20 protein-coding genes and 1 riboswitch are annotated in these 21793 nt (G+C 41.6%); of the genes, 7 read left to right on the top strand and 13 right to left on the bottom strand.

All coding sequences use genetic code 11. The annotated features are described in order from the left end of the window. Positions 1-6 precede the first annotated feature (6 nt). The 3 genes from PSE83_RS06940 to PSE83_RS06930 are packed head-to-tail and all read left to right on the top strand — an operon-like array spanning position 7 to position 3998. Positions 7-1746: an ATP-binding cassette domain-containing protein gene (locus PSE83_RS06940; RefSeq protein ID WP_004256654.1), complete on the top strand. Its 1740-nt coding sequence runs from the start codon at positions 7-9 to the stop codon at positions 1744-1746. Continuing rightward, the gene (locus PSE83_RS06935; RefSeq protein WP_004256657.1) at positions 1743-2882 is read left to right on the top strand and encodes an ABC transporter permease; all 1140 of its coding nucleotides are present in this window, start codon (positions 1743-1745) and stop codon (positions 2880-2882) included. The genes PSE83_RS06940 and PSE83_RS06935 overlap by 4 nt, the downstream gene beginning before the upstream one ends. 9 nt (positions 2883-2891) lie before the next feature. Then, positions 2892-3998: an ABC transporter permease gene (locus PSE83_RS06930; protein ID WP_036957934.1), complete on the top strand. Its 1107-nt coding sequence runs from the start codon at positions 2892-2894 to the stop codon at positions 3996-3998. Positions 3999-4210: 212 nt separating this feature from the next. On the opposite strand, the gene PSE83_RS06925 is transcribed toward PSE83_RS06930, so the two are convergent. The 5 genes from PSE83_RS06925 to moaA all read right to left on the bottom strand — a co-directional run bounded on the left by PSE83_RS06925 (position 4211) and on the right by moaA (position 7232). After that, positions 4211-4918: a Bax inhibitor-1/YccA family protein gene (locus tag PSE83_RS06925; protein WP_004256664.1), complete on the bottom strand. Its 708-nt coding sequence runs from the start codon at positions 4916-4918 to the stop codon at positions 4211-4213. A gap of 133 nt (positions 4919-5051) precedes the next feature. After that, positions 5052-5504, bottom strand: coding sequence for a molybdopterin synthase catalytic subunit MoaE (gene moaE, locus PSE83_RS06920; protein ID WP_004256668.1), 453 nt, complete (start codon positions 5502-5504; stop codon positions 5052-5054). 1 nt (position 5505) lies between these two features. Further along, the gene (gene moaD, locus PSE83_RS06915) at positions 5506-5751 is read right to left on the bottom strand and encodes a molybdopterin synthase sulfur carrier subunit (protein WP_004256672.1); all 246 of its coding nucleotides are present in this window, start codon (positions 5749-5751) and stop codon (positions 5506-5508) included. Further along, on the bottom strand, positions 5751-6227 hold the full coding sequence (gene moaC / locus PSE83_RS06910; protein ID WP_004256674.1) for a cyclic pyranopterin monophosphate synthase MoaC: 477 nt from the start codon (positions 6225-6227) through the stop codon (positions 5751-5753). Before moaC ends, moaD begins: the two co-directional genes overlap by 1 nt. Before the next feature lie 24 nt (positions 6228-6251). After that, entirely contained in the window at positions 6252-7232 is a 981-nt protein-coding gene (gene moaA / locus PSE83_RS06905; protein ID WP_036957935.1) for a GTP 3',8-cyclase MoaA, read from the bottom strand. Further along, positions 7222-7361, bottom strand: a riboswitch (molybdenum cofactor riboswitch). (Overlaps the previous gene by 11 nt.) Positions 7362-8018: 657 nt before the next feature. On the opposite strand from moaA, the gene PSE83_RS06900 reads away from it, so the two are divergent. After that, a complete protein-coding gene (locus PSE83_RS06900) occupies positions 8019-8927 on the top strand; it encodes a gluconeogenesis factor YvcK family protein (RefSeq protein WP_004256678.1) in 909 nt (302 codons plus the stop codon). A gap of 139 nt (positions 8928-9066) precedes the next feature. After that, positions 9067-9309: a hypothetical protein gene (locus tag PSE83_RS06895; RefSeq protein WP_272525689.1), complete on the top strand. Its 243-nt coding sequence runs from the start codon at positions 9067-9069 to the stop codon at positions 9307-9309. On the opposite strand, the gene uvrB is transcribed toward PSE83_RS06895, so the two are convergent. The 5 genes from uvrB to bioB all read right to left on the bottom strand — a co-directional run bounded on the left by uvrB (position 9306) and on the right by bioB (position 15579). Further along, complete coding sequence (uvrB, locus tag PSE83_RS06890; protein WP_004256681.1) at positions 9306-11324, bottom strand: excinuclease ABC subunit UvrB; 2019 nt, start codon at positions 11322-11324, stop codon at positions 9306-9308. The two genes, PSE83_RS06895 and uvrB, sit on opposite strands and share 4 nt — an antisense overlap. A gap of 627 nt (positions 11325-11951) precedes the next feature. Beyond that, entirely contained in the window at positions 11952-12629 is a 678-nt protein-coding gene (bioD, locus tag PSE83_RS06885) for a dethiobiotin synthase (protein ID WP_172767359.1), read from the bottom strand. Continuing rightward, a complete protein-coding gene (bioC, locus tag PSE83_RS06880) occupies positions 12622-13407 on the bottom strand; it encodes a malonyl-ACP O-methyltransferase BioC (protein WP_004256683.1) in 786 nt (261 codons plus the stop codon). The genes bioD and bioC overlap by 8 nt, the downstream gene beginning before the upstream one ends. Then, the gene (bioF, locus tag PSE83_RS06875) at positions 13385-14542 is read right to left on the bottom strand and encodes an 8-amino-7-oxononanoate synthase (RefSeq protein ID WP_172767360.1); all 1158 of its coding nucleotides are present in this window, start codon (positions 14540-14542) and stop codon (positions 13385-13387) included. The genes bioC and bioF overlap by 23 nt, the downstream gene beginning before the upstream one ends. Continuing rightward, positions 14542-15579, bottom strand: coding sequence for a biotin synthase BioB (gene bioB / locus PSE83_RS06870; protein ID WP_136135076.1), 1038 nt, complete (start codon positions 15577-15579; stop codon positions 14542-14544). Before bioB ends, bioF begins: the two co-directional genes overlap by 1 nt. Before the next feature lie 93 nt (positions 15580-15672). On the opposite strand from bioB, the gene bioA reads away from it, so the two are divergent. Further along, entirely contained in the window at positions 15673-16941 is a 1269-nt protein-coding gene (gene bioA, locus PSE83_RS06865; protein WP_164565417.1) for an adenosylmethionine--8-amino-7-oxononanoate transaminase, read from the top strand. A 178-nt stretch (positions 16942-17119) separates the two neighbouring features. On the opposite strand, the gene pgl is transcribed toward bioA, so the two are convergent. Further along, positions 17120-18106: a 6-phosphogluconolactonase gene (pgl, locus tag PSE83_RS06860; RefSeq protein ID WP_094962417.1), complete on the bottom strand. Its 987-nt coding sequence runs from the start codon at positions 18104-18106 to the stop codon at positions 17120-17122. 299 nt (positions 18107-18405) lie between these two features. Here pgl and PSE83_RS06855 point away from each other — a divergent pair, with 299 nt between their 5' ends. Beyond that, the gene (locus PSE83_RS06855) at positions 18406-19224 is read left to right on the top strand and encodes a pyridoxal phosphatase (protein WP_004256692.1); all 819 of its coding nucleotides are present in this window, start codon (positions 18406-18408) and stop codon (positions 19222-19224) included. Positions 19225-19345: 121 nt separating this feature from the next. On the opposite strand, the gene PSE83_RS06850 is transcribed toward PSE83_RS06855, so the two are convergent. Next, on the bottom strand, positions 19346-20521 hold the full coding sequence (locus tag PSE83_RS06850; RefSeq protein WP_094962416.1) for an ROK family protein: 1176 nt from the start codon (positions 20519-20521) through the stop codon (positions 19346-19348). A 229-nt stretch (positions 20522-20750) separates the two neighbouring features. Further along, on the bottom strand, positions 20751-21782 hold the full coding sequence (locus PSE83_RS06845) for an N-acetylglucosamine-6-phosphate deacetylase (RefSeq protein WP_096864114.1): 1032 nt from the start codon (positions 21780-21782) through the stop codon (positions 20751-20753). Between the last annotated feature and the right edge of the window lie 11 nt (positions 21783-21793).

Below are 21793 nucleotides of genomic sequence, written 5' to 3'. Positions count from 1 at the left end.
TTTGCTATGAGTGATGATTACAGTATCCGCCTATCCAATGTCGAGAAAACATTTGTTGGCTTGGATACTCCAGCCGTTGAAAGCTTAACAATCGATATTCATGGGGGCTCTGTAACAGGCCTTGTCGGCCCTGATGGTGCAGGAAAAACAACTTTAATGCGCATGATTGCAGGGCTATTAAAACCAGATGCAGGGAAAATTAGCGTGATGGGGCTCGACCCTATCGACGACAGCATTGCTATGCGAGCTGGCCTTGGTTATATGCCCCAAAAATTTGGTTTATATGAAGACCTGACCGTACAAGAAAATTTAAATTTGTACGCAGATTTGCGTGGCGTACTCGGCGAAGAGCGCCAAAAAACCTATCAGCAACTGCTTTCTTTCACCAGCCTAGCCCCTTTTACCAATAGGCTAGCCGGTAAATTATCGGGGGGGATGAAGCAAAAACTCGGGTTAGCCTGTACATTATTAGGAAAACCCAAGGTTCTTTTACTCGACGAACCCGGTGTTGGTGTTGACCCCATCGCTCGACGCGAACTATGGCAAATGGTTCATACTCTTGCCGATGATGGAATGCTCATTCTTTGGAGTACTTCCTATTTAGATGAAGCTCAGCAATGTAAAAATGTGCTGCTATTAAATAAAGGCAAACAGCTTTATGCAGGCAAGCCCGAGTTATTAACTGAAAAAATGGCGGGACGCTCGTTTTTACTTGATGTACCAGCCACACAAAAACGTACTGTATTACAAAACGCACTCGTATTACCAGAAACTACCGATGGTGTAATCCAAGGCCGCTATATTCGCTTAATTTTGAAGCCTAATGCATCACAGACAAATTTATTAACTGCATTAAATATGGCAGATGGAAAACTCATTGAAGCACAGCCACGTTTTGAAGATGCGTTTATTGACTTATTAGGCGGGGGCCCATCTCATCGTTCGGAATTAGCCGCTATCGTACCGCAAATTCCACCTAATCCTGAAGAAACCGTCATAGAAGCGCGTAATTTAACCAAAAAATTTGGCCAATTTGCGGCAACTGATACCGTAAATTTCCAAGTTAAACGAGGAGAAATTTTTGGTTTATTGGGGCCAAATGGTGCGGGAAAATCGACAACTTTTAAAATGATGTGTGCGTTAATGAAGCCAACAGATGGGCAAGCACTCGTTCTTGGAATGGATTTAAAAACGAGTTCAAACAAAGTCAGGCAGCACCTTGGCTATATGGCACAAAAGTTCTCGCTGTACGGTAACCTAAAAGTGGGGCAAAACCTGAAATTCTTTTCGGGTGTTTATGGTTTACATCATCAACAACAAACCAAAAAAATCCAAGAAATGGTTGAGGCCTTTAATTTCAAACCGATTATCAATCAGGTGACTGAATCCCTCCCTCTGGGGTATAAGCAGCGTTTAGCCCTCGCCTGCTCATTAATGCATGAGCCTGATATCTTATTTTTAGATGAGCCAACCTCAGGTGTTGACCCACTAACTCGTAGAGAATTTTGGTTACATATCAATGGAATGGTTGATAAAGGCGTTACCGTTATGGTCACGACTCACTTTATGGATGAGGCAGAGTATTGTGACCGTATCGGGCTGGTTTACCATGGAAAAATTATTGCGGCAGGAACCCCTGATGAACTGAAACAGCAAGTCGCAAGTGCTGAAAACCCTGACCCATCCATGGAAGATGCATTCATCGAGCTCATCATGAATTATGATAAGCAACAGGAGGCACTATGACTCACACCGCTTCTCATTTTTCATGGCGTAGGCTTAAAGCACTATGCTGGAAAGAAAGTAAACAAATTGTGCGGGATCCTAGCAGCGCTCTTATAGCTGTGCTTATTCCATTGATGTTACTATTTATTTTTGGTTATGGTATCAATTTAGACTCAAGTAAATTACGTGTCGGTATTTTACTTGAGCAACAAAGTTCGCAAGCTCGTGAATTGGTTGATACCTTCACTGGTTCGCCATTTATCGATGCGACTATTAGTAATAACCGCCATTTATTAATCGATAAAATGCAAGCGGGTGAAATTCGCGGCATTATCGTCATTCCTGTAAATTTTTCAGCCCAATTGCTGCAAAAACAAGGTCATGCCGCAATTCAAGTCATTACTGATGGCAGCGAACCGAATACGGCTAACTTTGTGCAAGCTTATACTCAAGGTGTGTGGCAAACGTGGCTGGTGCAGCAAGGGGAAAATAAAGGCTACCCAACAGACCCACTAATTGAACTCAATATGCGCTATTGGTTTAATGAAGCGGCAATTAGTCAGCATTTTATTATTCCAGGGGCAATTAGCATCATTATTACCGTAGTTGGTGCTATTTTGACCTCTTTAGTTATTGCAAGAGAATGGGAACGTGGCACGATGGAAGCATTGCTTTCAACCCAAATCACTAAAACTGAGTTATTGCTTTCAAAATTATTGCCTTACCAAGTGCTTGGTACTTTTGTGATGGTGTTATGCATGTTTGTCACCACATTTGTCTTAGGAGTACCTTATCGCGGCTCTCTATTGGTATTATTTGTCATTACCAGCCTTTATTTGGCAACGGCATTAGGGATGGGGTTATTGATTTCAACAATTACTCGTAACCAATTTAATGCAGCGATGGTTGCTCTGAATGCCGCCTTCTTACCTGCTATTATGTTATCTGGCTTTATTTTTGAAATTGATAGTATGCCAGCCATTATTCAAGCTGTGACTTATTTTATCCCTGCCCGGTACTTTGTCAGCAGTTTACAAACTCTCTTTCTTGCAGGTGATATCTATATTGTTTTATTGATAGATTTCCTGCTACTCATCGCTTCTGCAATACTATTTATTGGACTGACGGCGCTAAAAACTCGCCGTCGTTTGGATTGAGGTGAAGTTATGTTTTATCGCCTATACACCTTAATTATGAAAGAGCTTCAATCATTACTTCAAGAACCACAAACACGGGCTATTTTGATTTTACCCGTGATATTTCAGATGATTTTATTTCCTCTGGCTGCCACTCTTGAGGTCACTAACACCACCATTGCAATTTTTGACCAAGACAGTGGTGAGCATTCTATCGAGTTGACTCAACGTCTCGCCAAAGCCAGTGCGTTTTCTCAAGTTTTATTATTGAAGAATGAACATGAAATTCGTGAAACGCTCGATAACCGTAAGGCTCTGCTGGTTGTCCGTTTTGGGCAAAACTTTAGTGCTGATATTGAAAGCCACCATAACGCTAATATGCTGTTACTCCTTGATGGACGTAATTCAAATAGTGCGCAAATTGCAGCAAATTATGTTGCACAAATTGTCACTCAATACCAACATGAGCTAACGCAATCACAGACTCTGCCGAACAACAGTGAATTAATCGTTCGTAATTGGTACAACCCCAATTTAGATTATAAATGGTTTATTGTGCCTTCATTAGTAGCTTTAATAACTACGATCGGGGTACTGATTGTGACATCTCTTTCTATCGCGAGGGAAAGAGAACAAGGCACCCTGGACCAATTGCTCGTTTCTCCCCTTACCACTTGGCAAATATTTATTGGTAAGGCGGTACCTGCATTGATAGTAGCGACTGCACAGGCAAGTTTAGTCCTAGTTATTGGGATCTTTTGCTATCAAATTCCTTTTGCTGGCTCCCTACTCCTCTTTTATGCCACCATGTTATTCTATGGGTTGTCCTTGGTGGGGTTTGGTTTACTTATTTCAGCACTGTGTTCAACTCAGCAACAAGCGTTCATTGGAGTATTTGTATTTATGATGCCAGCAGTGCTGCTATCAGGTTATATTTCCCCAGTCGAAAACATGCCAATTTGGCTGCAACAAATCACTTGGATTAACCCAATTCGTCATTTCACTGAAATCACCAAACAGATATACCTAAAAAATGCTGATTTTTCAGTTATCTTCCATAGTTTATGGCCATTATTCATCATTGCGATAATCACCAGTTCAGTGGCCTATTACTTATTTAGGAAGAAGATAGCGTGATCAAAAGAAATAATATTACACTTTGAAAATACAATTAAAAGCATTGGAACTATCATTAACGCCTTGAATCACAAACAAGTTAATAATATTCAAATCATATTTTACGATAGTATTTAGATCAAAAAAACCCTTGTTACCAAAGTAACAAGGGTTTTCAATTTTAACGACTTCTATCCCCTCATTTCACTGAGTAATGAGGAAAGCCACTCAAATTAGCGACGGTCACCAAAGATACGCAGCAACATTAAGAACAGGTTAATGAAGTCTAAATACAGAGATAACGCACCCATAATAGAGTATTTACGCATTGTTTCTCTGTCGTCTTCATCAATTTGTGAACCCATTTCTTTCAGTTTTTGAGTGTCATAAGCAGTTAAAGCAGCAAACAGTAAAACACCACCGTAAGTGATCACCCAATACATCATGGTGCTTTGCAGCCAGATGTTAACCAAAGAAGCGACAACAATACCAATCAGCGCCATAAACAGGAAGTTACCCATACCTGTTAAGCTACGTTTAGTGGTATAGCCGTAGAAACTTAATGCACCAAACATTACCGCAGTAATGACAAATGTGCCCGCAACAGACTCACCAGTATATGCGGCAAGAATAACTGAAATCGTTAAGCCGGTGAGCAATGAATAGAGCATAAACATGCCCGTTGCTGCCATGCCACTAATTTTTTGCAGCAGGAATGAAATGCCCATCACTAAACCAAGTTCAGCAATTATCATTCCAAAAAAGAGAATCTTATTGGTTGCAATGGTGTAGTACAAACCACTGCTTACAGAATACCATGCCACAAAAGCTGTCAGCAGTAGACCGACTGTCATCCAGCCGTATACTTGCGACATAAATGCCTGAACGCCAGTATTGGCACCCTGGACAAGAGAATCATTACGTTGATCAAACTGACCCATGATGGTTACCCTTTCGCTAAAAGAAAAATCGACCCAGTAAAAATACTGCAATCGGAGAAATTAACCAAAGTCTAACACATTCTTTTGACAATACCATTCAGCAAATTCGTATTTTTTAGCGGAAAAAATGCGATTACCAGCGGTTTGCAGACGCCTCGTCGGTTTCTTTCGCTTCCACCCAACGTTCATTTTCAGGTAAGGTTTCTTTTTTCCAAAATGGGGCTTTCGTTTTTAAGTAATCCATAATAAATTCAGCCGCTTGAAATGCAGCATTACGATGAGCACTCGTGACCCCAACAAAAACAATTTCTTCGCCGGGTTGTAAGGTGCCAATGCGGTGGATCACACTAACTCTCTGCAATGGCCAACGCTCTTTTGCTTCTATGACTATATTCGCTAACGCTTTTTCAGTCATTCCTGGGTAGTGTTCGAGTGTTAATGCCGCAACGCTGTCACCTAAATTATGGTTACGCACTTTCCCCGTAAAAGTCACCACTGCGCCATCACTATCACACTGTGCAAGCCATTGATATTGCTCACCAACACTAAAATTTTCAGTTTGTACTGCAATATGGGTGTTTTCCATATTACCCCCCAGTGACAGGTGGGAAAAATGCCACTTCGTCCCCTTCTGAGAGAGGGTGGTCTAGTGAAACAAATGATTGATTAACAGCGGCAAGTAATTTGCCATCTTCAAGTGCCAACGCCCAACGATCCCCTTTTTGTGAAAGTGCTTGGCGCAAGTCTTCCACTTTTTGGTACGAGTCTGTAAGTTCTAAACGTTCCGTTCCAACTAGCTCACGTACCTGAGCAAAAAATAATACTGTGATCATTATTCCACCTTAAAATGTCCAGATTTGCCGCCTGTTTTCTCTAATAAACGAACAGGGCCAATCACCATATCTTTTTGCACGGCTTTACACATGTCATAAATCGTCAACGCAGCAACGGATGCGGCTGTTAACGCTTCCATTTCTACCCCTGTTTTCCCTGTTAACCGGCAACAAGTTTCAATACGGACGCGGTTATGTTCAGGTTCCGCTTTCAAGATCACTTCAACTTTGGTTAACAACAATGGGTGGCATAATGGGATAAGCTGCCAAGTGTTTTTTGCCGCTTGAATACCCGCAATACGTGCCGTGGCGAACACATCCCCTTTATGATGGCTACCATCGACAATCATCGTTAAGGTTGCTGGGTTCATGGTGACATAAGCTTCTGCGCGAGCTTCACGGATAGTTTCAGCTTTGGCTGAAACATCAACCATATGCGCCTCGCCCGACGCATTGAGGTGAGTCAGTTGGGACATATTTTCTCCTGAAATAAAAAAGAGTTAACCGCCGATTACGGATAAATTTGGTGTAATTCCGCTATCGCCCATATGCAGAAAATGGGTTTCTCGTTTATGGTGTAAGCCCCGTTGAATACGCGCTTTTAACGCTTCGTTTTGGTCATCTGCGCCCAATAAATCACGAAGTGGAATACCATTTTCACCAAATAAACATAAATGGAGATTTCCTAGTGAGGAAACACGTAAGCGGTTACAGCTTTGGCAAAAATCTTTTTCGTAAGGCATGATAAGCCCAATTTCGCCTTGGTAATCTGGATGACTAAAGACTTGAGCTGGCCCATCACTACGAGAACGAGGAAGCATATACCAGCCTTCTTCGATTAAACGTTCGCGAATAGTTTCGCCTGAAATATGAAAGCGTTGGAAGATATCACTTCCATCACCGGTTTCCATGAGTTCAATAAAACGTAATTGAATTGGTCGGTGCTTGATCCAATTTAGGAATGACTTCAACGCAATATCATTGACATTTTTCATGAGCACTGCATTGACTTTTACTTTTTCGAAGCCTGCTTCAAAGGCGGCATCAATGCCTTTCATCACCTGAAAGAATTTATCTTGCCCTGTGATGGCCGCAAATTGGCGTGAATCTAAGCTGTCAACGCTCACATTGATCGCGTTCAACCCTGCGGCTTTCCATTCATGCACATCTCGCGCCATACGGTAGCCGTTGGTTGTTACGGCTATTTTTTTGATTGATTCATTTTCATTGATGGCAGCAATAATATCACTGAAATCTTTGCGCATAGTCGGCTCACCGCCCGTAATACGCACTTTTTCTGTGCCTAATTCTGCAAATGCCGTACTGATACGACGAATTTCATCTAATGTTAAGAATTCATGGCGACCGCTTGGCTTGTAGCCATCGGGTAGGCAGTATGTGCAACGAAAGTTGCAAACATCTGTTATAGAAAGCCGAAGATAATAAAATTTCCGGTCAAATTGATCGACAAGTTGCTGCATAATCACACCTTTCCAAGTACGGGAGATGCAGACATTTCTATCTTGCACCCTGGTGGCTCTAGGCCACGGCCAGTGCATCATATTCAGTCGTTCAAACTTAGACGCAAAGGCTAGGAGTTTTATCTGGAACCGAGTCACTGATTTTAAACTGCAAAATGCGTCACTCTGTTCACTTAATTTATGTAAGGATTCTAGCCGATAGAAATTGAAAAAGCGAATTGCAATTCGATATATATCATTATATACAACGACTTACAAAAGACATAGTTGAATCACCGAAGCTATTATTATCAATGACAATTTTCCATTTTGAGTGGTTTCAAACCGTATAATTTCATACTAATTGATTAACATCTCTAACTATTTAATTAAACATTTATTGATATAGATCTAAAATGGGGAGCAAGCTCCCCATCTGATTGTTTACGTTATAAATATCAGCACTTAACGCTTATCAAAACCGATATTTCAAATTGAATAATTGGCATATCAATTAAAAATAAATAGTGAAGCACAGAATTCATTAATCAAAACGCTAAATAATTTGCGTTGTTAGTTGTGATTAGGCGACAGATGAAGATACCTTGGAATTACACACCAATACAGAATCGTCTCTTTTATTGTTTTTTGTCACGGTACTTAAGCCAAGAATGATGTTTTATGATAGATTAACGCCCAATTTATTTTAGTCGCCATAAAACGGGCATTAGCGTAAAAAACGTATTTCGTAACTCGCTGGTTTACTTGCTTTTATAAGTACTGAAAATTAACTGATATAGGAACACTATGCCGAATTGTAGTCTGGCGGATCTCAAACATGTTGTCGCTTTAGGTGGCGGCCATGGGCTTGGTCGCGTGATGTCTTCACTTTCTTCTTTAGGTTCTCGTTTAACGGGTATTGTCACCACAACCGATAATGGGGGCTCGACTGGTCGTATTCGTCGCTCTGAAGGTGGGATAGCTTGGGGAGACATGCGTAACTGTTTAAATCAGCTAATTACTGAGCCGTCCATTGCTTCAGCGATGTTTGAATACCGTTTTAGCGGAAATGGTGAGCTTTCAGGCCATAATTTAGGTAATTTAATGTTAAAATCATTAGATCACTTAAGTGTGCGCCCACTAGAAGCCATAAATCTTATCCGTAATATGCTAAAAGTCGATGCGCAGTTGATCCCGATGTCGGAATCTCCTGTTGATTTAATGGCTGTCGATGAAATGGGTAATGAAGTGTACGGTGAGGTGAATGTTGATGCCTTACATGAAATCCCACAAGAGTTACGTTTGTATCCAACAGTCAAGGCAACTAAAGAAGCCTTGCAGGCTATCCACCAAGCAGACTTAATTATTATCGGCCCTGGCAGTTTTTTTACTAGTTTAATGCCATTATTACTTTTGGATGAAATTGCGGCTGCACTACGCGAATGTAAAGCCCCGATGATTTATATTGGCAATTTAGCGAAAGAAATTAGCTCCCCTGCTGCAAACCTGTCTTTACCTGACAAACTAAAAATGATGGAACAGTATATTGGCTGCCAAAAAATTGATGCGTTAATCCTTGGCCCACGCACACAAACCAATAATATCAGCCATGACCGCAAAATAATCCAACGGGTACTCGAAGCTGACGATATTCCGTATCGCCATGATAGAAAGCTGTTACTGCAAGCCATCGAAGAAACCATCAACTTGTTATAATCCCCAACCGCCATTCCGCTGCTAAATACCCGCAGCGGAAAACTCTTCCAACCTTATTGTTACAATACCCATTTTCAAAATACTTTGCGTTGTGGGTAGGCGGCAAGTGAAGGCAGCTCGGGGAGCATACATAAAGTATGTGACCCGAGTGACTGAACGAAGCCAACACCCCCACAACGCGAAGTATGAAGAAAATAAAGGCAGCTCGGGGAGCATACATAAATATGTGACCCGAGTGACTAAACGCAGCCAACACCCCCACAGCGTGAAGTATGAAGAAAATAAAGGCAGCTCGGGGAGCATACATAAATATGTGACCCGAGTGACTGAACGAAGCCAACACCCCCACAACGCGAAGTATGAAGAAAATGATGAAAATTAGGAATTAGCGATAAACTGGGAGCGTATCTCCTGCAATTCGTCTCTGACTCGCGCAGCCGCTTCAAATTCAAGATCTTGAGCATGCTTATACATTTGCGCTTCAAGTTGCGAAATCCGTTGCTCCAATTCTTTTGTTGACATTGATTGAATATCAACCGAATTATTATTTTTGGTATTGTCTTTCGTGCGGCTTTTTCCTTTGCCACCCACTTTGTGGCCAATTTGCAGAATATCACCGATTTTCTTATTCAACCCTTGTGGAACGATGCCATGTTCTTCGTTGAACGCCATTTGTTTAGCACGGCGACGCTCTGTTTCTGCAATCGCTTTTTGCATGGAGTTGGTGATCCTGTCTCCATAGAGGATTGCCTTACCATTTAAGTTACGAGCCGCACGCCCTATGGTTTGAATAAGCGAACGTTCCGAACGCAAGAAACCTTCTTTATCCGCGTCTAAAATAGCCACCAGAGATACCTCTGGCATATCCAAGCCTTCTCTTAATAAGTTGATCCCAACCAGCACATCAAACTCACCAAGCCGCAAGTCGCGAATAATTTCCACGCGCTCGACTGTATCGATATCTGAGTGAAGATAACGAACTCGCTCCCCGTGTTCTTCGAGATATTCCGTTAAATCCTCGGCCATACGTTTAGTTAATGTGGTGACTAACACACGTTCATTTTTCTGCACACGTATACGAATTTCAGACAGTAAATCATCTACTTGGGTAGAAACTGGGCGAACTTCAATTATCGGGTCAAGTAGGCCTGTAGGCCTAACAACTTGCTCAATCACCTCATTGCCTGATTTATCAAGCTCATAGTTACCCGGTGTTGCTGAAACATAAATAGTTTGCGGCGCTAAAGCTTCGAATTCTTCAAAACGCATTGGCCGGTTATCTAATGCAGAAGGAAGACGAAAACCATATTCAACTAAGGTCTCTTTTCTTGAGCGGTCCCCTTTGTACATCGCGCCTATTTGTGGGATGGTAACGTGAGACTCATCTACCACTAGCAAGCCATCTGCAGGCAAGTAATCGAATAATGTCGGAGGTGGTTCACCGGGCGCACGACCCGATAAGTAGCGCGAATAGTTTTCGATACCTGAACAATAACCGAGCTCATTCATCATTTCTAAGTCGAATTGTGTTCGTTGGGTAATACGCTGTTCTTCAAGTAGTTTATTGTTTTCCAGTAATACTTTTCGCCTATCCGCTAATTCAACCTTAATTTGTTCCATTGCTTCAAGGATACGTTCTCTCGGTGTGACATAGTGCGTTTTTGGATAAACGGTAAAGCGAGGAACACGATGTTGTATTTGACCTGTCAATGGGTCAAATAATGATAACCGTTCAACTTCGTCATCAAATAGCTCAACGCGTAAGGCATATTCGTCTGATTCCGCTGGGAAAATATCGATAACTTCGCCGCGAACACGGAAAGTCCCTCGCGTGAAGGCTTGGTCATTACGCGTATATTGTAAGTCCGCTAAACGCCTTAAAATTGAGCGCTGGTCGATGATCATGCCATCCGTTAGGTGCAACATCATTTTTAAATAGCTGTCAGGGTCACCCAAACCATAAATAGCTGACACAGAAGCCACCACAATTACATCGCGGCGTTCGAGTAAGGCCTTAGTCGCAGATAGACGCATTTGCTCAATATGTTCGTTTACAGAGGCGTCTTTTTCAATGAAAGTATCTGAGCTTGGGACGTAAGCTTCAGGCTGATAATAGTCATAGTAAGAAACGAAATATTCCACAGCGTTATCTGGGAAGAAGGCTTTCATTTCACTATAAAGCTGTGCCGCTAAGGTTTTATTATGCGCCATTAGCATGGTGGGCCGGTTCTCTTGCGCAATGACGTTGGCAATAGTGAACGTTTTACCGGACCCCGTTACGCCTAATAGAGTTTGATGAGCAAGTCCATCTTGTAGCCCTTCCCTTAATTTATGGATAGCTTCGGGTTGGTCCCCTCCCGGCTGAAAATCAGAATACAGCTTAAAATCCTTACTCATATTAACGCCCCTTAACAAGTTTCTTCCAATATGATACTGGATAAAAAACCAGCTTCAAGTATTGAAGCTAAATTTTCTGTTAATCTCCGCTCTGATATGTTTATAAAAATGTTATCCCCAAAAAAGTACTTGACCTTTTTGAAACTTTATATTTTATGCTATTGCATTTTTATGCCATACCTCAAATACAAATTGAAGGCTTGATTTTATTTAACCATTTGTATTTATTATAGATTAATTTAAAGTCCAGAATCACATCAAATAAACCCAAAGCCGCTTGTCACCTAGCGTAGAACTTGTTTTATAACGTTAATACACAAGGTTATCCACAGAAATGGTGGATAACTCTTGAAGCCCTTAGAGCTCATGGATTCACAGGATCTCTAAGATTTACTCAATGGAGGCAAAATGACAAAAAGATGGCAGTTTAATGAAAAAATTTTTAAGTAGTAACTGCTATGAAAAACAGATTTTATATTTTTTATTAAGATCTGAGTGGTATTTTTACTGAAATACTTGACAGTATTTTAGTTGAGAACGTTAAAAAAGATCGGCTCCCTATTTAACAATTGATCAGCCCCAAGCATTGAGTGTGGCTTGGGGAAAAGTATTGATATTTTTATATAATCAAATAGTTAATAAAGAAAGATCCAAATAGCTTCCTAATTTACCGTTGAGTGTTTTTTGGTGTGGGATCACCCCTAAACAAGGTGCTTTGATCATTCGGTTAAGTGTTAACAAATATTGCTCTTGGAAAATACCTGCGGGTTCAACTTCATTGGCAACCCAGCCGGCTACGGGTAAACCTGCAGCTTCGATAGATTCCATGGTTAACAATGCATGGTTTATACAGCCTAACTTAACACCAACAACTAAAATAACGGGGAGTTGCTGTTCAATCACCCAATCTGCATAAGTTTTTTCTACAGATAACGGGGTATACCATCCACCAGCCCCCTCGACTAATAACCAATCCGCTTGGGACTTCAAATAAACCAACCCTTTATTTATCACTGAAAATTCAATGGGTTGATTTAATTTCTCACTGATAATGTGCGGTGAAGTTGGCGCTTCAAATACAATAGGATTAATCGCCTCATAGGGTAATTTTACTCGACTATTGGCTTGTAATAACAACGCATCGCTATTACGTAGGCCATCCGCCGTGAGCTCACTCCCAGATGCGACAGGCTTATAGCCCACCGTATTCAAACCTTGATAACCCGCAGCTTGCAATAAAGCACAACTTACAACGGTTTTCCCTACTTCTGTATCCGTTCCTGTTACAAAGTACATTTTAGTCACGGTAAATCGCTCCAAACACCGTATGATAAGTTAGAGGTAAGCCTTGCTCTGTCATTGGATAGAGCAAAGCAAGTTGCTGCAAATGCTGGCGGGTCATTAACCCTGCTTTACGCCCAGCAGTCAAATGTGTCGCCCCAATGCCTTTCAATGAATGAAGCAACGCTATTAATTCAGGAAAATAGACGGTATCCTTCTGAAAAATAAGTTTATGTCTCCATGACTGACAACTATTTTGTATCTGCTGAACACTGAGAAAGGAATTCACATGTGAATAGCCGTCAAGTGAATGCCAAGCTGAAGACAATTCTGCGAGAGAATGCTCTGCAAGTGTGGTAAACACCACAACTCCCCCCGGTTTTGTTACTCGATATAATTCACTTAATGCTTTGCTGAGATCTTGGCACCATTGGACCGATAAATTGGAAAAAACCACATCAAAGGTTTGTGAATCTAACGGAATGGATTCTATGTCAGCACATAAATAATGATCAGCCACAGCTTTCGTTTGCGCCATTTCGAGCATACCAGCAGAAAGATCTAAAGCCGTGATGTGATGTCCTTGATTTTTCAGTTTATGGCTAAAATACCCCGTACCGCACCCTGCATCTAAAATATGTAATGGTGCTGTGAGTTCTGAACTGTTTAAGACTGAAGTCAGTTGACCAAGCAGTTGTGTTCCTGTTGATCGTTGATAACTTGCCACTGAGTCATAACTTTTAGCCGCACGGCCAAATGCCGCTGCAATTTTATGCTTTTCACGACTGAGCGATAACGTCATGTAAAGCCTCCAATAATTGATCGATATCTTGACGTTGATGCGCAGCGCTTAATGTGACTCGTAACCTAGCACTCCCAGGCGGAACCGTTGGCGGCCTGATCGCTTGCACCCAAATATTTTTTTTGCGTAAGAAATTGGCTAACTGTTGGCTAGCTTGGTTTTCCCCGATAATTAATGGTTGAATAGCCGTCATTGAATTAGCCAGCTGCATGCCATTAAAATCAGCATTATTTCTAAAATACGCAATATGTTGGTTAAGGTCTTCTCGTGCTTGATCTGCGAGCTGAATTTGCTCAACTGCCGCTAGAAGCGCGACAGCCTGAGCCGGAGGCATTGAAGTGCTATAAATTAAATGGCGTGCGGATTGGACAAAAAATTCAGCCGTTGACTCATCACACAATACCGCTGCGCCGCTTAAACCAAACGCTTTACCAAATGTCACGACTAAAATTTCAGGTTTAACCCCATTCGCGAAGCAACTACCACGGCCTTGTTCTCCGATAACACCAATACCGTGTGCATCATCAACCATCAGCCAAGCATGCTGATTTCTAGCGATTTCCTGCAATTGTTGAAGTGGAGCACTATCGCCATCCATACTAAAAACGCCTTCTGTGACGACAAGCGTTTTTCCCGAAACGGGTTTTTGGATTAAGTTATCAAGTGATAGAGGGTTATTATGCTTAAAGCGCCTTAATTGAGCCCCTGAATGAATCGAGGCCTCCATTATCGATGCATGACTAAGTTTATCCGCTAAAATACGATCATTTTCCGACATTAATGCCGTGATCACCGCATGGTTCGCGGCAAAGCCTGAAATAAACAATAAGGCTTTTGGGTAGCCGAGCCAATCAGCGAGAGCTTGCTCTAATTTATCATGTGCTTTGGTGAACCCTGTAATATGGCCCGATCCTCCACTACCCACACCATATTCATCAGCCCCACGTTGCCACGCGGCAACCACTTGAGGATGATGGGCTAATCCCAAATAATCATTGGATGAGAAATTAAGAAATTCTTTTCCAGCCAGAAAAAGCGAACGACCATTGGCACTATCAATACACTGCCGTTGACGCCAGATAGAAGCCTGCTTACGCTGCTCTATCTGGTTTTGTATAAATGATTGCCAAGTCATTATACTGCTGCGTTATAAAATTGAGGGTTATCGGCGGTTAACAACGTTTCGGCTAACTTAGCGGCTTGATGGTTATCCCCTTCGTCAGTTTCAATTCGCTCAGGGTTAATATCCAGTTTTCTAAATAGTGCTAAATCTTTGTTTTCATCAGGGTTTGGCGTCGTTAATAATTTACACCCATAGAATACTGAGTTCGCACCGGCCATAAAACATAATGCCTGAGTTTGCTCATTCATGTATTCACGGCCTGCCGACAGCCTAACGTATGACGTTGGCATCATGATACGTGCAACGGCAATAGTACGAATAAAATCAAACGCATCGACATCTTCGTTATCTGCCATCGGGGTTCCTTCAACCTTCATCAACATGTTGATCGGCACACTTTCTGGCGGTTTAGGTAAATTTGCCAGTTGCACCAATAAGGCCGCTCGGTCACTGACTTTTTCGCCTAAGCCTAAAATCCCACCAGAGCAGACTTTGATCCCTGCGTCTCGGACATTTTCGAGTGTATTTAAGCGGTCTTGATAACTGCGAGTCGTAATAATATTGCCATAGTATTCAGGAGATGTATCAAGGTTATGATTATAATAATCTAACCCGGCTTCTGCTAAGCGTTGAGCTTGAGAATTATCAATCATCCCTAAAGTCATACAAGTTTCCATCCCTAATGACTTCACTTCTTTTACCATCATTTCAAGATAAGGCATATCGCGTTCTTTCGGATTGCGCCATGCCGCGCCCATACAAAAACGAGTTGAACCTGCTTGCTTAGCTTTTTTCGCAGACTCCAGAACTTGCTGAACTTCCATTAGTTTTTCAGTTTCTAGTCCTGTTTTATAGCGCGCGCTTTGCGCACAATACTTACAATCTTCTGGGCAAGCCCCAGTTTTAATCGATAGCAAAGTACTGACTTGCACTTGCTGGGGGTCGAAATGTTGGCGATGAATTTGCTGTGCCTGAAATAATAATTCAAAAAAAGGCATTGAAAACAGTTCATTAGCTCGTTTTATTGTCCACTGTTTTAATTGGCTCACGGAAACTCTCCAGTTGAAAAAGTTGTTGCCAGTTTAAATATTGCGATTATCATGTCAACTAAAATGATCTAGAAAAGTTGACGATGATAGCAAATGGATAACGTAGATATTCAGTTTGATGCCAAACATATTTGGCACCCTTATACCTCGATGAGCCAGCCAATTCCGGCTTATCCGATTGTTGAAGCCCATGGAGCCGAGCTAATCATGGCCGATGGGAAAAAATTAATTGATGGCATGTCTTCATGGTGGGCAACCATTCATGGTTACAATCATCCTGTATTAAACCAAGCGGTAACAACGCAATTAGCGAAAATGTCCCATGTGATGTTTGGCGGGATTACGCACCCACCCGCAGTGAATCTATGTAAACAGTTGGTTGCTATCACACCAGAGCCGCTGGAATGTGTGTTTCTCGCTGACTCAGGCTCCGTGGCAGTTGAAGTTGCTCTGAAAATGGCATTGCAATATTGGCAAGCCAAAGGGGAAAAGCGTCAACGGATCCTCACATTACGTCATGGATATCATGGTGATACCTTCGGTGCGATGGCCGTTTGTGACCCTGATAATTCAATGCATGGCCTGTATAAGGGGTATTTACCTCCACATATTTTTGTGGAAGCCCCTCAATGCGGTTTTTACGACGAATGGGACAGCGCCGATTTGCATCCTCTTGAAGTTCAACTTGCCGAAAATAGCGACAAAATTGCGGCGATCATCCTTGAACCGATCGTTCAAGGGGCTGGTGGAATGCGTATCTATCACCCTGAATATTTAAAGGGAGTCCGCCATTTGTGTGATCAATATGGTCTACTGTTGATCGCTGATGAAATTGCGACTGGTTTTGGTCGTACGGGTAAATTGTTTGCTTGCCATCATGCTGATATATCACCCGATATTATGTGTTTAGGTAAAGCACTAACTGGGGGCTATATGACACTTTCTGCCACACTCACAACTCGCCATGTGGCAGAAACCATTAGCAATGGTGAAGCAGGTTGCTTTATGCATGGACCAACCTTTATGGGTAACCCTCTTGCCTGTGCGGTGGCGGATGCCAGCCTGACTTTGTTACTCAATAGTCCTTGGCAGAAAATAATTGCCACTATCGAACAACAACTTAAGGCTGAACTGATGCCTTTAATATCCCACCCTAGTGTTGCAGATGTACGTGTTCTTGGTGCAATTGGCGTGATTGAAATGAAGCAGCCAGTCAATACAGCCGCTTTACAAAAAGTATTCGTGGAAAATGGTGTTTGGGTTCGCCCATTCGGCAAACTTATTTATGTTATGCCACCGTATATCATCACCCCCGAGCAACTCAGTAAAGTAACAAATGCAATGGCAAAAGTGTTGGGATAGCACAATAAATTCAATGGTAATCGAAGTGATTTTTTCTGGATTTTTAATTAGAAAATCTTCTAAATAATTCGAGTTATAGCAAGGCGGCAATCGAGGATATCTTGGGGAGCATACATCAGTATGTGACCCAAGTAGCCGAGTGAAGCCAACACCGCTATAGCTCGAAATATGACGGAGATTAAAGGATGACTGAAATGACCCACATTGGACCTTTCCCGACCATATACCTGCCAATCTGCGTCAATTTCCCTGTAATCGGGTCAATTTCAGAAACTGAAATATGGTCTGATTTTTGCCCACTCGAAATTAAAAAGCGCCCTGTTGCATCGATATTAAAGCCCCTTGGGTGCGTCTCTGTTGGGTAACGTGCTTCTAATGTTAGCTCGCAACCGTCATCAGAAACCAGATAGTGGCTGAGGTAACTTTCAGAACGTTCACTAACATACAAATGGCGGCCATCTGGCGTAATGTGGATATCTGCAGCCCAGCGCTGACTTTCGTTACCTAATGGGTAATTTGCCAAAGTTTGCATGTTACGATAGCGAGTAAATTTACGATACACGCCTACCGTTGAGTCTAACTCATTCACACAATAAATGACTTTTTCAGTAGGATGGAAAGCCAGATGACGGGGGCCGGATTTCGCAGCTGTGGTAATTTGATCTGCGGTTGCTTCGGTTAAATAACCATTTTCATGTAAATCGAATAAACGGATATGATCTTCGCCTAAACAAGGAACCCAAAGCTGTTGGTTATCAACATCAACATGGGAAGAATGTGGATTACGCAAGCCTTCAATCACTTGAACAACGCGATCTGGGACGCCTTCTTCATTAATGGTTAACACTGACAAGTTATGTTGATGATATGAAGGAACAAATAGATATTTGCCATTATTATCAAGGGATAAATGAACCGGTGTACCTGGAATTGATGTCTCCGCTTTTAAACGTAGTAACCCTTTCTCTTCAATTTCATAGGTTACAACACGGAAATTCGGGCGCACACCAATATAAAGGTGTTTTTTATCATGGCTTAATACCATAGGTTGCACTTGACCCGGTGTTTTTACCGTTTGCAGAAGAGTAAGCTCCCCAACCTCATTCATCGACCACACGTGAATTTGCTGACTCTCGGGGCTCGCAATATAAACAACCTGATTCATCCTGACTCCTTAATTCATGATAAAAATACAAAACCGCATCTATAATCCACTATATTGGCTTCACTATACTTTATATTATGCAAATTACACTGGGTAAATAGCACTGACGCGGCTGTTACATATCGTACCAAGAACAAATAATAATGATACTAAAACGGTTCAGTTAACGCTATGATGATAAAACATATCAAGTTGACTATTTTTATAGCAATAATTTCTCATTATTCGTTAAATTCATCATCTCCCTATCTCTACCCCTTTAGTAAGATAGGTAACAACTAAATCACGTGGAGCCGTTTATGTCATACCGCGTTATTGCGCTCGATCTTGATGGAACACTGCTTGATCACCAAAAGAAAATTCTGCCTGAATCTTTAGCAGCCTTACAAGAAGCACGCCGCCAAGGCGTCAAAGTGATCATTGTCACAGGCCGCCATCATGTTGCGATTCATCCGTTTTATCAAACTTTAGACCTCGATACTCCAGCCATTTGTTGTAATGGAACCTACCTATACGACTATTTAGGCAAAAAAGTTCTAAAATCAGATCCTATGACCCTCGATTCTGTCACACAAATGATAGACAAACTGCGTGGAACAGATATTCAGCATTTAATGTATGTTGATAATGCAATGCTCTATAACGCACAAACAGAAGGCATTAAACGTACATTGAATTGGGCCGAATCCTTACCTGTTGCACAGCGTCCAACCATTGAATTTGTTGAAGATTACGCTGATGTGATGCATAACTATGATTCTATTTGGAAATTTGCTGTTAGCTCGCCAAATACGGAGCAACTTCATCGAGTCGTTAGCGAAATTGAAAATGATTTTGGTTTGGACTGTGAATGGTCTTGGATGGATCAGGTTGATGTCGGCCGCAAAGGCAATAGCAAAGGCCAACGCTTAAAAGAGTGGGTCGAATCCCAAGGGATGACGATGAATGATGTTGTGGCTTTCGGTGACAATTTTAATGACTTAAGTATGCTGACAACCGCAGGTTTAGGTGTAGCAATGGGCAATGCCGTTGATGAAATCAAGCAACAAGCCAAGCTAGTCACTCGCATCAACACGGAGCCGGGTATTGCTGAAGTTATCCGTAAATACGTTCTCTAACGGGGTTATGAAATAACAAGAAAACTTAGTTCAATTCAGGTTACTGACACTTTCCATACTTTTCGGTTAAAGATTGTCAGTAACCGGAAAAAACTCTACATAATTGATGAATCAATACAACTTATTGGGTAAGTAATTCGATTAACGCTTGCTCTAATACAGGTAAGGCCGCGCCATAAATTCGTGAGTTTCGGCTCATCTGACTCATTGAGAGTTCCGGTAATGATTGGCCAAAAAAACGATTTTGCTGTTGGAAGCTCTCACAAAATGCAGCCCAAATTTGCGGGTTTTTCACAAAAGGCCCCGACACAATTAAACGTGAAGGGAAAAATACACGACAAATATTTGATGCTGCATTTGCCATATGAGAAACAGCTTGCTGCATCGTTGCATTATTAACTAGATCATGAGTAGCCAAAATTTCTGCCACATTTTCTTCATCATCATGGGCTTTAAATTTACCAGCAAGCACATCTGGACCAATTGCCCATAATGCAGTAACCGTTTCTAAGCACCCAACTTGCCCACACTGACACGGCTTATTTTGCCCTGGGATATGCCAATGCCCTATTTCACCAAAAGCATGTCCACCTATATTGATGTAATTATCTGCGGTACTAAAGGCAACCCCGACACCGTACCCCCAATGCAGTAATAACGTACTTTTGCGACGCTCAAGTACATGTAGCATTAACTCGTCGTCCAAAGTTCTTGATAAAACAACACGATACTCAGGGGGAAATAAACTTTTGATATCTAAATTATTCATTCTAGGCCAACGAGATGCATGTATCCAATGATAAGTTTTGCGATCAAATAACCCCCCTAAAGAGAAGACACACCCCGAAACTTCCGCTGTTCTCGGTATTTTTTGCAGAATATTTTTGTGAAGTTGGCTAATTTTGCTGGCTAATGCTTGGCTATCACACTCAGGTGATGCTTCAAGCTGCTCATGCGCAATGACATTAGAAACTAAATTGATAGCAAAAACATGTAATGACAAGCTAATGACTTGGAAAACTAATGTTACTAAACGATTAGGATTCACTACCAGTATCATTGATGGCCGACCTCGCCCTGAATGTTGGCTGATTGTTTCGGTCAATAAACGGTTATCTAAAAGCTCAGTAACATGTTCTGATACGGTAGTTGAGCGGATATTCAGAAATTTTACTGCTTCACGACGTGTCGTGATTTGGCCATTTAAAATGGCAAAAAAAATACGTTCCTTATCATTTGTAATAGACTGAGTGATCGGTAAATGTGATAAAAAGCCAGTCGTTGTTTTTAATATCATAATAATTCGATATAAAGCCGTTTAATCTAGGTCCCTGCACCATTCATCAAATAGGAATAGGCAACCTACCTACAGCTTACCCCTTCTCAAGTCAGAAAAATGGTAAATAACTATCGATAAAGTATGCCTCAAGGGTCTATCGTCAATCAATCCTTATTAATAAAAGAAAAAAGCCAGAACGCGGTAAGGCAGCCTGGCTTTTGCTGGTTAAAACAATACGCTAAAGTAATTAAAATGTATATTCACGCACAACTTCACGATTGATAGTGCTCTTTACAATATTTAGTTGGTCATCCCAGGTAATTGCTGATACTGGAGGGGTTATTCCACACCTCATCAATGCGGGCTGTAAATAATGGCGTGGATTAGTGGTCGCCATCATAATAGCTTCATCAAAGCTTGCTATCTTATTGTTCACTATATTACGTACCGCTTGGTCTAATGTCAGGCTAGACCCCGCTAAATTAGCTTCCCCGGGAACCCGCACGGTGCCATCATCAGTACGTTCAATTGACATCGCTGCAAATTGGTAATTCCCTGCTTTATTACAACCTGCAGCGCTGACAGCGTCTGTCACTAAAATTGACCTAGCGACCGTCTTAGTTCGTAATAAATTTTTTAATGCGGGAAATGGAATATGTATTCCATCAGCAATAAAACTGGCACCAATAGCATCGCAACTTAATTGAGCTTGAAGCGTATTTTCCAATTTATGTAAATATTGAGGAATACCATTTCCTAAGTGTGTACTCATGCAAACACCCTCTTTGGCCGCTTCCTCCATTTGGCTAAAATTGATATTAGAGTGCCCTACCGCCACACACTTCCCCATGGCAACTAACTGTTTTACAAATTGAAATTGCCGGTCAAACTCTGGAGCATAAGTCACTAGCAGTATCGGCTTGCTAACCTTTCTTTCTAAACTAGCAACCAAATTAATATCTGGTTTAATAATATCGCAGGGAGGATGACATCCCGCATACCCGACTTCTGGATTAATAAATGGCCCCTCCAAATGGTAACCAGGAACCATAAGTTTACCAAGATGGCTTTTCGATACGGCCTTATCTAATGCCCGAAAACGCTCTATAAGAGAAGACTCCGATGCTGTAATTAACGTTGGCAAACAAAATGTTACTCCTGTTTTTAACATTTTATCTAGTGCATAATCTAATGCTTCTGCAGTAATATTTTCATCATTAAAATCAATACCTGCAAAACCATTTACCTGAATATCAAATAGTCCACTGGTTACCTTCATCGTTTGATCCC

Source organism: Providencia sp. PROV150, assembly GCF_028481025.1.
Taxonomy (GTDB): Bacteria; Pseudomonadota; Gammaproteobacteria; order Enterobacterales; family Enterobacteriaceae; genus Providencia; species Providencia hangzhouensis.
This window is presented reverse-complemented; position numbering and strand designations above follow the sequence as displayed.